At 56.9% G+C, this 14272-nt stretch carries 13 protein-coding genes and 2 tRNA genes; 5 read left to right on the top strand and 10 right to left on the bottom strand.

Annotation, left to right across the window (positions count from 1 at the left end):
* Positions 1-44 precede the first annotated feature (44 nt).
* From IM313_RS19360 to ghrA, 3 genes are all read right to left on the bottom strand, one after another.
* A complete protein-coding gene (locus tag IM313_RS19360; RefSeq protein ID WP_048998814.1) occupies positions 45-599 on the bottom strand; it encodes a molecular chaperone in 555 nt (184 codons plus the stop codon).
* A gap of 20 nt (positions 600-619) precedes the next feature.
* Complete coding sequence (locus IM313_RS19355) at positions 620-1357, bottom strand: phosphatase (protein WP_048998815.1); 738 nt, start codon at positions 1355-1357, stop codon at positions 620-622.
* An 84-nt stretch (positions 1358-1441) separates the two neighbouring features.
* Complete coding sequence (gene ghrA / locus IM313_RS19350) at positions 1442-2380, bottom strand: glyoxylate/hydroxypyruvate reductase GhrA (protein ID WP_048998816.1); 939 nt, start codon at positions 2378-2380, stop codon at positions 1442-1444.
* Between the two features lie 232 nt (positions 2381-2612).
* On the opposite strand from ghrA, the gene IM313_RS19345 reads away from it, so the two are divergent.
* Positions 2613-2700, top strand: a tRNA-Ser gene (locus IM313_RS19345).
* Between the two features lie 243 nt (positions 2701-2943).
* On the opposite strand, the gene IM313_RS19340 is transcribed toward IM313_RS19345, so the two are convergent.
* Positions 2944-3849, bottom strand: a complete 906-nt coding sequence (locus IM313_RS19340) for a LysR family transcriptional regulator (RefSeq protein ID WP_059356856.1) — start codon at positions 3847-3849, stop codon at positions 2944-2946.
* Between the two features lie 109 nt (positions 3850-3958).
* On the opposite strand from IM313_RS19340, the gene IM313_RS19335 reads away from it, so the two are divergent.
* The 3 genes from IM313_RS19335 to IM313_RS19325 all read left to right on the top strand — a co-directional run bounded on the left by IM313_RS19335 (position 3959) and on the right by IM313_RS19325 (position 5742).
* Positions 3959-4819: a pirin family protein gene (locus tag IM313_RS19335; RefSeq protein ID WP_048999532.1), complete on the top strand. Its 861-nt coding sequence runs from the start codon at positions 3959-3961 to the stop codon at positions 4817-4819.
* 20 nt (positions 4820-4839) lie between these two features.
* Positions 4840-5517 carry an isochorismatase family protein gene (locus IM313_RS19330; protein WP_025755865.1) on the top strand — a complete coding sequence of 226 codons (678 nt, stop codon included), beginning with the start codon at positions 4840-4842 and terminating at the stop codon, positions 5515-5517.
* A 137-nt stretch (positions 5518-5654) separates the two neighbouring features.
* Positions 5655-5742 (top strand) — tRNA-Ser (locus IM313_RS19325).
* Between the two features lie 293 nt (positions 5743-6035).
* Here IM313_RS19325 and phoH read toward each other — a convergent pair.
* The 4 genes from phoH to efeU all read right to left on the bottom strand — a co-directional run bounded on the left by phoH (position 6036) and on the right by efeU (position 10614).
* Positions 6036-6824 carry a phosphate starvation-inducible protein PhoH gene (phoH, locus tag IM313_RS19320; RefSeq protein ID WP_024908976.1) on the bottom strand — a complete coding sequence of 263 codons (789 nt, stop codon included), beginning with the start codon at positions 6822-6824 and terminating at the stop codon, positions 6036-6038.
* A gap of 499 nt (positions 6825-7323) precedes the next feature.
* Positions 7324-8607, bottom strand: a complete 1284-nt coding sequence (gene efeB, locus IM313_RS19315; RefSeq protein ID WP_192970896.1) for an iron uptake transporter deferrochelatase/peroxidase subunit — start codon at positions 8605-8607, stop codon at positions 7324-7326.
* A 5-nt stretch (positions 8608-8612) separates the two neighbouring features.
* On the bottom strand, positions 8613-9740 hold the full coding sequence (gene efeO / locus IM313_RS19310; protein ID WP_192970895.1) for an iron uptake system protein EfeO: 1128 nt from the start codon (positions 9738-9740) through the stop codon (positions 8613-8615).
* 40 nt (positions 9741-9780) lie between these two features.
* Positions 9781-10614 carry an iron uptake transporter permease EfeU gene (efeU, locus tag IM313_RS19305; protein ID WP_028012665.1) on the bottom strand — a complete coding sequence of 278 codons (834 nt, stop codon included), beginning with the start codon at positions 10612-10614 and terminating at the stop codon, positions 9781-9783.
* Positions 10615-10865: 251 nt separating this feature from the next.
* Between efeU and IM313_RS19300 the strand changes: the two genes are divergently transcribed.
* Positions 10866-12050, top strand: a complete 1185-nt coding sequence (locus tag IM313_RS19300; RefSeq protein ID WP_192970894.1) for a NupC/NupG family nucleoside CNT transporter — start codon at positions 10866-10868, stop codon at positions 12048-12050.
* 48 nt (positions 12051-12098) lie between these two features.
* Here the strand turns inward: IM313_RS19300 and IM313_RS19295 are convergent, their stop codons facing one another.
* Complete coding sequence (locus IM313_RS19295) at positions 12099-12518, bottom strand: DUF3574 domain-containing protein (protein ID WP_192970893.1); 420 nt, start codon at positions 12516-12518, stop codon at positions 12099-12101.
* 116 nt (positions 12519-12634) lie between these two features.
* Positions 12635-14143: a sodium/proline symporter PutP gene (gene putP / locus IM313_RS19290; protein WP_192970892.1), complete on the bottom strand. Its 1509-nt coding sequence runs from the start codon at positions 14141-14143 to the stop codon at positions 12635-12637.
* Positions 14144-14272: the final 129 nt, after the last annotated feature.

Raw genomic sequence — 14272 nt, 5'->3', positions numbered from 1 at the left:
CGTGCAAGTTGAAATGTATCGTTGCAGGATTTTTGTGATTTACATCACTCTTCGCTCTCTTCTTCCAGCTCGTCCCACATTGCTGCAATGGCGTCACGCGTCAGCGGGGCCAGCGTTCGCCAGAACGGAGAGGTGGCATGGGCTTCCACTTTTCCCAGGAAGGTCCCCACCCACGGCAGCAGATACGTTTCGAAGAGGATCCCGATGGCTTCATTTTCATCGTCGCCAGCGTTGTCTTCGATCCAGGACGCGGCCAGCAGCAGCGTACCGATATGATCGGCTGGGGTATCGCTCAGCGGCATCCCGCGTTCTGAAAGGAATGCCCGCACTTCCGCTTCGGTCGCGCCTTCCTGCCAGGCGGAACGATACGGCGACACGCGGCACTCTTCGCCCACGAACAGAGCATTGTAGTCCGTTGAGATCTGCTGCATATCGCAGTTTTTCTGCAGGCGCTCCAGTAACTCATCCTGTTCCAGCGGCCAGTTCTGCGCCAGTTTACCTTCGCGAATCAGCGTAAACAGCGGCACCAGCAGCGGGTCCTGCGGCTGGCGGTAATACAGGGAGCCCAGCACGCGGCAAAGGATGGAAAATTCATTCATTGTTTTATTCCGTTATTCAATTAAAGATCGGCAAATTCATCAATCGGCGCCATGCCGCGCGACTCGAGGAAATCAAGCATACGACGCGGCGTGACGTTCAGGATGCGCTCTTCCGGGAAATCCACATCCTGCAATATTTTCAGGCACTCGCTAAAATCCCCCAGCGTGAAGGCCGTGTGCGAATCAGAGCCCAGCGCCACCATGCCACCCGCATCACGCACGGCGGCAGCCACTTCGCGACAGTTGGCTTCACTGCCTTTACGCGAGTGCACGAACGAGGAGTTATTAATCTCCAGCGCCACGCGGTGTTTCGCCGCGGCCTGCGCCACGGCCGGAATATCAATCGGGTATTTCGGATTGCCCGGATGGCTGATGATGTGCACATTGCCGCTGGCAATAGTGGCAATCATCGCCGCGGTATTGGTCTCTTTATCCTGCGGCGGGAAAACCGGCTCATGGAAGCCGGCAAGGATCAGATCTAAGGAGGTCAGCATCGGGCCGGTACAGTCAATTTCACCGTCGGTGTTTTTGATGTTCGCCTCAATGCCGCGCAGTATCCCAATGCCGTCCACCAGACGTGGCCAGATACGCATATTCACAAAATGCCAGTAGTGCGGCGCATCCGCCATATCCGGGCCGTGATCGGTTATCGCGAACAGCTTGATGCCCTTAAGCTTCGCCTGGGCAATATAATCATGGAGGTTGCTATACGCGTGGGTGCTGGCGACGGTGTGCATATGCAGGTCAACGGGATACATCTTTCTCTCCTCTGCGTTTTTTCCAAAGGATAGCAGTTATCAGCGGCGAATATTAGCAAAAACCCGGCGAACGCCGGGTTTCTCTCAGTAGCCGCGCTGTCGGTCGACCTGTCCGGTGACCGGGTTACCCTTCTCTATTTCACCGATCGTGTGCGAGATATAGGCCACCGCCTCGGCAGGTCGCGTCACGGCGGCAACGTGCGGAGTCATTGCCACGCGCGGGTGTCGCCACAGCGGGCTTTCCTCCGGTAGCGGCTCACGGCTGTAGACATCCAGCATGGCGCCTTTAAGCTTCCCGCTGTCCAGCGCCTTCAGCAGATCTGGCTCGACCAGATGCACGCCGCGCGCCAGATTCATCAGGTAGCTCTGGTCGTCCAGCTGGTTGAGCAGGCCATCATTGATAATTCCCACCGTTTCCGCCGTATTGGGCAGCAGGTTAATCAGCACACGCGTGCCGTTCAGGAAGGCCGGAAGCTCATCCGTTCCGGCAAAGCTCTCAACGCCCGGATAGTCTTTACGGCTGCGGCTCCAGCAGCGCAGCGGGAAACCCCACGGCGCGAGCGCTTCAGCCACTTTCGAACCCAGCACGCCCGCGCCGAGGATACCAACGGTAAACGCTTCGCGCGGATATTCAGGCAGCGGCTCCCAGCGGGATTGCTGCTTAAGCGCCTGATAGTCATCAAAGCGGCGGAACCAGTGCAGCACCTGGCTGACGGCATATTCCTGCATTTGCTGGCCCATACCGGTATCTTCCAGGCGGAACAGAGGAATATCTTCCGGCAGCATTTCAGGGTGTGCTTTCAGCTTGCTCAGAATGGAATCCACGCCGGCTCCAAGCGCGAACACGGCCTTCAGCTTACGGCCCTGGAGCATTTCTACCGGCGGATGCCAGACCAGCGCGTAGTCAGCATGTTCGTTATCGCCCCGCTTCCACTCACGAACGCGAGCGCCCGGCAGTGCCGCAGAAAGTGCCTTAATCCAGTAAGCCGTATCAAAAGTGGGGTGATAGAAGAGTATATCCATAGTCAATCCTGCCTTTTATTGCGCTGATTTATTTTGCTTTTTAACTGGACGGTCAGCATAGCAAATTTATTGCGTGACCGTGTTGTTGATAAAAAAGACGCTTTCAGCACATTTAAGAATCATGTTGCCTGAAGTTTGTCTAAACGCGCTAAATTACTGAAAAAGTGGGTTGACGGCAGTTCGGCTTTTCCTTACATTAGCGCCCGTCCCAGCAACAACGGGATGACAATATGGTGAGGTGTCCGAGTGGCTGAAGGAGCACGCCTGGAAAGTGTGTATACGGCAACGTATCGGGGGTTCGAATCCCCCCCTCACCGCCATATTTTAAGAAGAGCTCGCATGAAAATGCGGGCTTTTTTTTCGCATGTTGCACGCCTGCGGGGGGATGAGAACCCCCGACCGGGGTTCGACAACTGGCGCAGCCAGTTGGACAGACTGTGAGCAAAGCGAACAGGCTGCCCGCAGGGCGAGCGAAGCGAGTCAATCCCCCCCGGTGCTATATTCAGCTCGGTGCAGCCTGAGCGCCTCACCCTAACCCTCTCCCCAAAAGGGCGAGGGGATCGTTACTCCTCCACCATCCGCGCATACTCTTCAGTAAGAAAATCCACCAGCGTTCTGACGGACGGCAGCAAACCTCGCCTGGAAGGATAAACAGCGTGAATCACTTCCCGTCGGGGTTCCCATGCGTCCAGCACCCTTACCAGTTCCCCGGATGCCAGCTGATCCTTGACCATCAAAATCGGCAGCTGCACCACGCCCACCCCCGCCATCGCCGCTTCACGCAGCGCCAGCATGTCGGTGGTAATAAAGCGCGGCGTGTAATGAATCGCGGCTTTCGCTCCTTCCGGCCCGCTCAGCTCCCATCTGTGCAGCTGCTTTCCCACCCCCATGCTCAAACCCGGCCACTCGCTCAGCTCAGAGGGCACGGCAGGGTGACCCATCCGCGCAATCAGCGCAGGGCTCGCCACCAGGCAGTGTCCCCTGTCTGCCAGCACTCTTAACACCAGGTCGCTGTCATCAAACGGACGTGGACGAACGCGGATCGCCACGTCGATGCCCTCGCCCACCAGATCGACCCGTCGGTTCGTGGCCTCAAGCTGAAGATTGATCCCCGGATAGCGCGCCATAAACCGCGCCAGCATGGGCCCCACGTGCACGTGCAGCAAGGTGACCGGACAGGTGATCCTGACCACGCCGCGTGGCTCGGCCTGCAACGCCGCCACCGCCTCCTCCGCAGCTTCGGCCTCTACCAGCATGGCTTTACAGTGCTGATAGAACGTCTGCCCCACTTCCGTCACCGTAAACTGCCGGGTGGTACGCTGGATCAAACGAACGCCAAGGCGCTCTTCCAGCTGGGCAATTCGCCGGCTCAGTTTTGACTTGGGCTGATCGAGCGCCCGACCCGCCGCCGCAAATCCACCATGGTCCACCACCTTCACAAACCACGCGAAATCATTGAGATCCTGCATACGCCCTCATCGTTCCATATTCAGAACAGTGAATGTCATTTTCACTATCTACCGGGATATTAACCCTGAATATAAGCTAATTACATCAACAGAACATCAGGAGTTCATCATGAAAAACGTAACAGGCGTTTATACCGCACCTCGTCCGCACTGGGTCGGTGACGGTTTCCCGGTTCGTTCAATGTTTTCTTACCAGACGCACGGCGAGCCGCTGAGCCCGTTTCTGCTGCTGGACTATGCCGGACCGTACACCTTCCCGGCGGACGGCGCGAAACGCGGCGTGGGCGAGCATCCTCATCGCGGCTTTGAAACGGTGACCATCGTTTACGCCGGCGAAGTGGAGCATCGCGACTCCACCGGCAGAGGCGGCATTATTGGCCCCGGCGACGTGCAGTGGATGACGGCGGGCGCAGGCATCCTGCACGAGGAGTTCCACTCCAGCGCCTTCGCGCAGAAAGGCGGTGAACTAAAAATGATGCAGTTGTGGGTCAACCTGCCCGCCAAAGACAAAATGGCGACGCCCGGCTACCAGAGCATCACCAAAGCGGATATCCCGGTGGTCACGCTGCCGGATAACAGCGGCACGCTGCGGGTCATCGCCGGTCGCCTTGAGGACGTGACGGGCCCGGCCCATACCTTCTCACCGCTGAACGTCTGGGACATCGCGCTTAACCAGGGCAGCCATCTGACGCTCAACCAGCCCGAAGGCTGGAGCACGGCGCTGGTGGTACTTGAGGGCAGCGTAACGGTGAACGGCACCACGCCAGCGGGTGAAGCGCAGCTGGTTGTGCTAAGTCAGAGCGGTGAAAAGCTGCATCTGGAAGCGAACAGCGACGCGAAATTGCTGCTGATGGCCGGTGAGCCGCTGAATGAACCGATTGTGGGCTACGGCCCGTTTGTGATGAACAGTAAAACCGAGATCGCGGAAGCCATTCGTGATTTCAACTCCGGCCGCTTTGGCCAGATCTGAACGTAATTAAGGAGCGCAATATGTCTACCCCTGCAAACTTCAACGGTGCACGTCCCGTCATTGACGTAAATGATGCCGTCATGCTGCTTATCGACCACCAGAGCGGGCTGTTCCAGACCGTCGGCGACATGCCCATGCCGGAGCTGCGCGCCCGTGCGGCGGCGCTGGCAAAGATCGCCACGCTGGCGAAGATCCCGGTGATCACCACCGCCTCCGTTCCACAGGGACCGAACGGCCCGCTTATCCCGGAGATCCACGCCAACGCGCCGCATGCGCAGTATGTGGCCCGCAAAGGTGAGATCAACGCCTGGGATAACCCGGAATTCGTGGCGGCGGTAAAAGCTACCGGTCGCAAGACGTTAATTATTGCAGGCACGATCACCAGCGTCTGCATGGCCTTCCCGTCCATCAGCGCGGTGGCGGACGGATATAAAGTGTTTGCGGTGATTGATGCCTCCGGCACCTACAGCAAAATGGCGCAGGAGATCACCCTGGCCCGCGTGGTCCAGGCAGGCGTGGTGCCGATGGATACCGCCGCTGTGGCCTCTGAGATCCAGCGAACCTGGAACCGTGAAGATGCGGCTGAATGGGCTGAGGTATACACCCACATCTTCCCGGCCTACCAGCTGCTGATCGAAAGCTACGGCAAAGCGCAGGAGGTGGTGAAAAACAGCGAAGTGCTCGATTCGCAGCGTTAATCCTGCGCTGTACGACATAAGCTGATTAAGGCTTAACCGAACAAGCACGAATGCAGAAAATCTGCTTGACCGCTTTCGCGCAACTCCCTATAGTAGCGCCCCGTTGCCCCCCAAGCGGTCAGGCAGCAAAACAATATGGTGAGGTGTCCGAGTGGCTGAAGGAGCACGCCTGGAAAGTGTGTATACGGCAACGTATCGGGGGTTCGAATCCCCCCCTCACCGCCATATTTTAAGAAGAGCTCGCATGAAAATGCGGGCTTTTTTTTCGCATATTGCACGCCTGTGGGGGGATGAGAACCCCCGACCGGGGTTCGACAACTGGCGCAGCCAGTTGGACAGACTGTGAGCAAAGCGAACAGGCTGCCCGCAGGGCGAGCGAAGCGAGTCAATCCCCCCCGGTGCTACATTCAGCTAGGTGCGGCCTGAGACCCTCACCCTAACCCTCTCCCCAGGGGAGAGGGAATAAAATGCACATAAAACAAAGCCCGGTTTCCCGGGCCTTGAACACAACAGCAAACTCAGTAATACGCTTGCAGCGTGCGCTGACAGAGTGCCGAGCGCACGCAGTCCTCTTTGGTGAAGCGTACCACCCCAATCATCTCATCTTCCTCAAAACGTGACATGGCGTCGCTGAGGCCGGACTTCACGCCCGACGGCAGGTCACACTGGGTAATATCGCCGTTGACGATAACCGTCACGTTCTCCCCGAGGCGCGTTAAAAACATCTTCATTTGCGCAGCGGTCACGTTCTGAGCCTCGTCGAGAATAACGACCGCATTTTCAAATGTACGTCCGCGCATATAGGCGAACGGCGCGATTTCCACCTTGCCAATCTCTGGTCGCAGGCAGTACTGCATAAAGGATGCACCCAGCCGCTTCACCAGCACGTCATAGACGGGCCTGAAGTACGGAGCAAACTTCTCCGAAATATCGCCGGGCAGGAAGCCGAGATCTTCATCAGCTTGCAGTACAGGACGGGTAACAATAATGCGCTCCACGTCCTTATGGATCAGCGCTTCCGCCGCTTTGGCTGCACTGATCCAGGTTTTTCCGCATCCGGCTTCACCGGTTGCAAAGATGAGCTGTTTACTCTCGATAGCATTCAGGTAGTGCGCCTGAGCCTCATTGCGCGCCACAATTGGAGAATTATCACGGCTGTCTCTGGCCATGCCAATTGCTTCTACGCCACTCATCTGCACAAGCGAGGTGACCGATTCTTCTTCACGCTGTTTATGGCTACGTGAGTCCCGTCTCAGCACACGTTTTGCTTCGCGACGAGCTTTGATCACTGCTTTTTGTCTTCCCATGGATAGCACCTTGAGTTGTTGGTATTCATCACACGCGCCAGCTTCGGCACGATTATGCGCACGAACATCAGAGGGTTGGCTTCCTTGTAAGCCATTGCTTGCTTTATCAGATGACGATACAGAACGGCTACGCGCACCGGTCTGCACGTCGGTCGAATCAGGTTCTTGAGATGTGGGGGAGAATTTAGTGGTGAGGAAATCGCTGCCGGAGTCTGAGCCTCCGCGCCGGGTGCTGCGGTTGTTATGTTTACCTTGTCCAGTACAGGACGCAACCATTCGCGATCTCCATAGTGATTCAGCATCACTGCCGGGAACTACCGCTGTCTTATCTTAAGTACATCAGGAGTTATCATAAATGCAACATTTATTTTACCTGAATGCAACTTTTAAGACTGTTCCTGCAGCGGAATCAGTCTTATATATGAATATTACAGAAATATAACAATAAGATAGTCATATGAAAAAATAATGTCCCCGCGAACTATCGCAGGGACGATTATCAGGCTTCCATCAGACCTTGTGCGAGATACGCGCCAGCATCGCGCGCGCCGGGCAGGGCAAAGAAATAGCCGCCGCCGATGGGCTTAATGTACTCTTCCAGCGCTTCGCCGTTTAACCGCTTCTGCACGGTCAGGAAGCCTTTCTCCAGATCGTGCTGATAGCAGACGAACAGTAGCCCCATATCAAGCTGGCCGGAATTGGTCACGCCCAGCGAATAGCTGTAGCCACGGCGCATCATCAGGCTGGACTGCGTCTCTTTGGTGCGGGGGTTGGCAAGGCGAATATGGCTGTCGAGCGCGATAATGTCGCCATCCGGGTCGTTCGCGTAGTCCGGCACATCATGCTCGTGCTTCATGCCCAGCGGCGCCCCGCTCTGCTTGTCACGGCCAAAAATCGTCTGCTGCTCTTTCAACGGCGTGCGGTCCCAGAACTCCACGTGGAACTGAATAATGCGCACAGCCTGGTAGCTGCCGCCCACCGCCCATGCGGGTTCCCCCTGATCTGCCGTCACCCACACCACGTCTTTCATCAGCGCCGCATCGCTGCTGTCCGGGTTGGCCGTGCCGTCCTTAAAGCCCAGCAGGTTAACCGGCGTCTCTTTGCCTTTGCTGCGGGCGGCGTGGTCAGAGATAAACCCTTCCCGCTTCCAGCGCACGCTCAGCAGATCCGGCGTGTGCTTGATGATATCGCGCAGGGCGTGGATCACCGTGTCCTGGGTATTGGCACAAATCTGCAGGAGCAGATCGCCGTGGCATAGCGCCGCGTCGAGGGAGTCATTCGGGAAGCGCGTCATCTTCTGCAGCGCGTTCGGCTTCTGTTTTGCCAGGCCGTAGCGGCCATCAAACAGCGACTCCCCTACCGACACGGTAATGGTCAGGTTATCCGGCGCGATAAACGCCCCGAGGATACCGGAATCCATCGGCGGCAAGCGCGGGTTCGGCGTATCCGGTGCCGGCCCGCCCGCGGTAAGAAACGCGATGCGCGCCGTCAGCAGGCGGAACAGACGCTCCAGATCCGCCTTATCGCTGGCCAGCGAATCAAAGGCCACCAGCATCATGGAAGCCTGCTGCGGCGTGAGAATACCCGCCTGGTGCGCGCCATAAAACGGCTGGGTCTCCATGCGGGCATCCGGCGAGAGCGTACCGGGCGCGCTCTGCGATTTCGTCGCATGCGCCACCGGGCAACCTCCCGCCAGGGCAAACGCGCCGCCCAGCGCCCCTACCCCTTTTAACAAACGACGTCGGGAAGGTTCCGCCACGTCGAATTCTTCGTGCTTGTGCATCGTGCTTAGTCCAGACCCAGTACGCCGCGCAGCAGGGAGAGATCTTCCGCCAGCGTCGTAATCGGGCCTTTCAGCGCGTTACGGTCGGCGTCGGTCAGCTTGTCGTAGGTTTCGAACCCGTCTTTGGTACGGTACTTCGCCAGGATGGTATCGACCTTTTTGAAGTTGGCATCTACTTTCGCCAGCAGTTCGCCGCTCTCTTTCTGCAGCTGAGGACGCAGCAGCTCGACAATCTTCTGCGCACCGTCGACGTTGGCCTGGAAGTCCCACAGGTCGGTGTGGCTGTAGCGTTCTTCTTCACCGCTGATTTTGCTCGCGGCCACTTCTTCAATCAGACCGGCCGCGCCGCCCACCACCTTCGACGGCGGGAAGGCAAGCTCGCTGATGCGCTTTTGCAGCTCCAGCACGTCGGTGTTCAGCTGCCCGGCGTATTTCTCCATTCCTTTGGTGGAGTTATCGCCAAACAGGGCTTTTTCCAGACGGTGGAAGCCGGTGAATTTCGGATCGGCGGCCTTCTGCTCGTAGTCATCTTCGCGGGCATCAATGCTGCTGTCGAGGTCAGAGAACAGCTCGGCAATCGGCTCGATGCGCTCGTAGTGCTGACGGGTTGGCGCGTACAGGGATTTCGCTTTTTCGATATCGCCCGCTTTCACGGCGTCGGTGAAGGCTTTGGTACCCGTGACCAGGTCCGCCGTCTCTTTGGTGACGTAGGCTTTATAGGCGGTGATAGCGTCGCCCAGGCTCAGCAGGGCCGTGCCTTTGGCCGCGTCCGCCGTCGCTGCACCTTTGACGATCAGCTTGCCTTTAGGGTTGGTCAGCAGGCCGCAGGTCATGTCGTATTCACCCGGCTGCAGGTTGGCGGTCATCTTCTGACTGAAGCCTGGCGCGATGTTCTCGCGCTCTTCCACCACCATCACGCCTTTGAGGATCTCCCACTCCAGCGCCTTCTGGCTGTGGTTCTGAATGATAAACTGGGTTTTACCGCTGTTAACCGTGATGGTCATCGGCTCACACTGCTTATCGTTAACGGTGACTTTTACCTGCGGAATATCCGCAGCCTGCGCAGCGAATGCAGAAGCGAACAGCGCGGCAATGCCTGCGCACAATGCACTACGACGAAACTGAATTGCCATGACTCTTCCCTTAAAAAGTATGTTGTAACTAAAACAATAATTACGGCGCAACGCGCGACGCCTGCGAACCGGTACGCGGCGGCATCGCGAACAGCACCAGCGCCGGAACCAGATAGATAAAGTACATCGCCACTTCGCTGACGCTCGGCGTTTCCTGGTAGCCGAAGATGCCTTCGAGCAGGGTGCCGGTCAGTGAATGGGTGGAGAGAACGTTGCTAAGATCGAACGCCACGTCCTGGAAGTGGTTCCACAGGCCCGCCTCGTGGAAGGCGCGGATCGCCCCTGCTGCCAGCCCCGCGGCCACCAGCAGAATGAACAGGCTGGTCCACTTAAAGAAGGCGCCCAGGTTGAGGCGAATGCCGCCCCAGTAGAGCAGAAAGCCCAGCACCACCGCCGTTGCCAGACCGAGCATGGCGCCCAGCGGCGGCCAGATGCCCACGTCCTGCTGGAATGCCGCCAGCAGGAAGAAAACCGATTCCAGACCCTCGCGCGCCACGGCGAAAAAGACCATCATGATCAGCGCCCAGCCGTGGTGATTCCCCTTCTGCAGGGCGTTATCCACCGCCTGCTCCAGCTGCACCTTCACGTTGCGGGAAACTTTGCGCATCCAGAAGACCATCCACGTCAGGATGAACACCGCAATCACGGCGACGATACCTTCAAACAGCTCCTGCTCTTTCTGCGGGAATTCGCCGGTGGTTTCATTGATGAGGATACCTAAGCCCAGGCAGAGCGCCGCGGCAAGGAAGACGCCAACCCACATCACGCCAATCCAGCGCCCACGCTGGGTGCGCTTCAGATAGCTGGCGATAAGGCTGACAATCAGGGCCGCTTCAAGGCCTTCACGTAACATAATGAGAAATGGAACAAACATGCCTACACCTTAAATGTTTATCGCGGTCAACTGATGCAAAGAAAGGTAAATTCTTGTGATAGTGATTATCATTACGGCGGAAGGAAACACAAGCGAAATGTGTGGTGATTTGATGACGAGTTGTAAACTCAAAGCCTGTTAATAGTTGCCACCGTTACCGTTAAGTTTATAAGTTATAATAAAAATGCCCATTTACGGTTAACCAGTGCTGTGGCTAAATATCCGCCTCAAAAACCAACCGAAAATATTCCATGTTTAAGATTGTCCATTTCCTGCTGGCGCTGGTGATTATTCTTGCGCTTGCCTGGCTGGTGAGTTTCGACCGCCGAAAAATTCGCATTCGTTATGTTTTACAGCTGATTGTTATTGAAATTGCCCTGGCGTTCTTTTTCCTGCACGCCGAAAGCGGGCTATTCCTGATTAAATACGTTTCCGGCTTCTTTGAGTCACTGCTTAAATTTGCCTCGGAAGGGACGAATTTCGTCTTTGGCGGAATGGGAGAAAAAGGGCTGGCGTTTATTTTCCTCGGCGTGCTGTGTCCGATTATTTTTATTTCCGCACTGATTGGTATTCTCCAGCACTGGCGGATCCTGCCGATTTTTATTCGAATCATCGGAACGCTGATGTCAAAGCTGAACGGCATGGGCAAGCTGGAATCGTTCAACGCGGTGAGCTCGCTGATCCTCGGCCAGTCGGAAAACTTCATTGCCTATAAAGGCGTGCTGGGGGATCTCTCCTCGCGTCGTCTGTTCACCATGGCGGCCACGGCCATGTCGACGGTCTCCCTGTCGATTGTCGGTGCCTATATGACCATGCTCGACGCCAAATTTGTCGTTGCCGCGCTGATCCTGAACATGTTCAGCACCTTTATTATTCTCTCGGTCATTAACCCGGTGCGTCCGGAAGCCGAGCCGGATATCAAGCTGGAAAAACTGCACGAATCCCAGAGCTTCTTTGAAATGCTGGGCGAGTATATTCTGGCCGGTTTTAAGGTGGCGATGATTATTCTGGCGATGCTGATTGGCTTTATCGCCCTCATCAGCGCCGTTAACGCCCTCTTCTCCAGCGTATTCGGCATGAGCTTCCAGCAGATCCTGGGCTATGTGTTTTATCCGCTGGCGTGGCTTATCGGGATTCCGCTCAGCGATGCGTTAAACGCGGGCAGCATTATGGCAACCAAGCTGGTGGCGAATGAATTTGTAGCGATGATTGAGCTGCAAAAAATTGCTCATGAAATGTCACCGCGCGGGCTGGGTATTTTGTCCGTCTTCCTCGTCTCGTTTGCCAACTTCGCCTCCATCGGCATCGTCGCCGGGGCGATTAAGGGGCTGAACGAGCAGCAGGGCAACGTGGTGTCGCGGTTTGGTCTGCGCCTGGTATACGGTGCGACGCTGGTGAGCCTGCTGTCGGCGAGCTTTGCGGGATTAGTGCTGTAAATAGCTTTGCTACAAAACAACAACGGCGGGTTATCCCGCCGTTTTTTATTAAAACTGTACGCACACCGGCTGGTCGACCCGCATCACCGATTCCTGCGCGAAACGAGACTTATAGATCCCGCGCAACGCTTCGATGTTCTTCTCGCTCTGCGCATCTTTACCGTGGATCAGCATTAACGCTTTGCTGGGTTCACGCGCCACTTTCCCGTCGTTCCCCAGCCACTGCCCGCGCGCATCAAACACCGTTAAGCCATCGCGAAAACGCGGCGTCACGTCCTGGTCAACAAACTGCTGCCACTCGCTGCCGGTAATCTGCGCCCCTGCCGGGCGATTCAAGCCAAAATAGAGCGTGGTCTGCTGCATCTGGTTATCCGCTTTGCAGGTCTCTACCGCCGCATGTTGCGATGACGCGTTGCAGCCCGCCAGCATCAATAATGCCGCCGCCATTACCCCTGTTTTGATGGTCATGTATCGCTATCCTCATTGTTATAAGCACATGGATATCACAGGAAAATACGGATTTTGGCAAGAAAAAAGCCGGGTGGCGCTTGCGCTTACCCGGCCTACGGTACTGCGTGAGAAAATTATTCTGGCTGCAGCTTAGTCGGTGGCGCAGTGTGGTAGTGCGCATCCGCTTCCGCAAAGCGCTTCTGCATAGAGGCAGACGGCGCTTTACCCAGCAGGCTGAACACCACAATACCGATGCTGCCGAAGATGAAGCCCGGAATGATTTCGTACAGGCCCAGCCACGCGAACTGCTTCCAGACGATGACGGTCACCGCACCGATGATCATCCCCGCCAGCGCGCCGTTGCGGGTCATGCGTGACCACATGACGGAGAACAGCACCACCGGCCCAAACGCGGCACCGAAGCCCGCCCACGCGTAGCTCACGAGACCCAGCACGCGGTTTTCCGGGTTGGCTGCCAGCGCAATGGCTACCAGCGCCACCACCAGCACCATAAAGCGCCCTACCCACACCAGCTCTTTCTGGCTCGCATTTTTACGCAGGAAGGCCTTGTAGAGGTCTTCGGTGATTGCACTGGAGCAAACCAGCAGCTGACAGCTCAGGGTGGACATCACCGCCGCCAGGATCGCGGAGAGCAAAATACCGGCAATCCACGGGTTAAACAGAATCTGCGCCAGCTCGATGAACACGCGCTCGGCGTTCTGGTTCACCGCGCCCGCCTGCGCCGGGTTATTGCTGAAGTAGGCGATACCGAAGAAGCCGACCGCACACGCGCCCGCCAGACACAGGATCATCCACGTCATGCTGATGCGACGCGCGTGAACGATGGTGTGGTGAGAATCCGCCGCCATAAAGCGCGCCAGAATGTGCGGCTGACCGAAGTAGCCCAGCCCCCAGCCCATCAGGGAGACGATGGCGACAAAGTTCAGCCCTTTCAGCATATCGACGTTTTCGATGCTCTTCTGCTTGATAACTTCCAGTGAATCGCCAAAGCCGCCAACGGTGAAAATCACAATCACCGGGGTCAGGATCAGGGCGAAGATCATCAGGCTCGCCTGCACGGTGTCGGTCCAGCTGACGGCCAGGAAGCCGCCCACGAAAGTATAGAGGATGGTTGCCGCCGCACCGGCCCACAGGGCGGTTTCGTAGCTCATGCCGAAGGTACTTTCGAACAGACGCGCACCGGCCACGATGCCGGAGGCACAGTAGATGGTGAAGAACACCAGGATCACCACCGCGGAGATAATGCGCAGCACGCGGCTGTTATCCTCAAAGCGTCCGGTGAAGTAATCCGGCAGCGTCAGGGCGTTGTTGTTGGCTTCGGTATGTACGCGCAGACGGCCTGCCACCAGCTTCCAGTTGATCCACGCGCCGACGGTCAGGCCGATGGCGATCCAGCTTTCGGAAATACCAGAGATGAAAATCGCGCCCGGCAGCCCCATCAGCAGCCAGCCGCTCATGTCGGATGCGCCCGCAGAGAGCGCGGTGACCATTGGGCCTAAGCTGCGCCCGCCAAGGATGTAGTCGTCAAAGTTTTTAGTGGAACGCCATGCCAAAAACCCTATCAGGATCATGCCAAAAATATAAACGAGAAATGTCACCAGCATCGGTGTGCTAATAGCCATTCAAATTCTCCAAAATGTCGAGCGACAACCGTCCGGGTTGCCTTGTTATGTCATCACCGGAACGTAGTGATGTGTGTATGTGTTTCCGTTGGGCGCGCTATCCTGCCGTATACGCTTCCCACTGACAAA

This window comes from Enterobacter cloacae complex sp. P2B (assembly GCF_014895985.1).
Taxonomy (GTDB): domain Bacteria; phylum Pseudomonadota; class Gammaproteobacteria; order Enterobacterales; family Enterobacteriaceae; genus Enterobacter; species Enterobacter bugandensis.
This window is presented reverse-complemented; position numbering and strand designations above follow the sequence as displayed.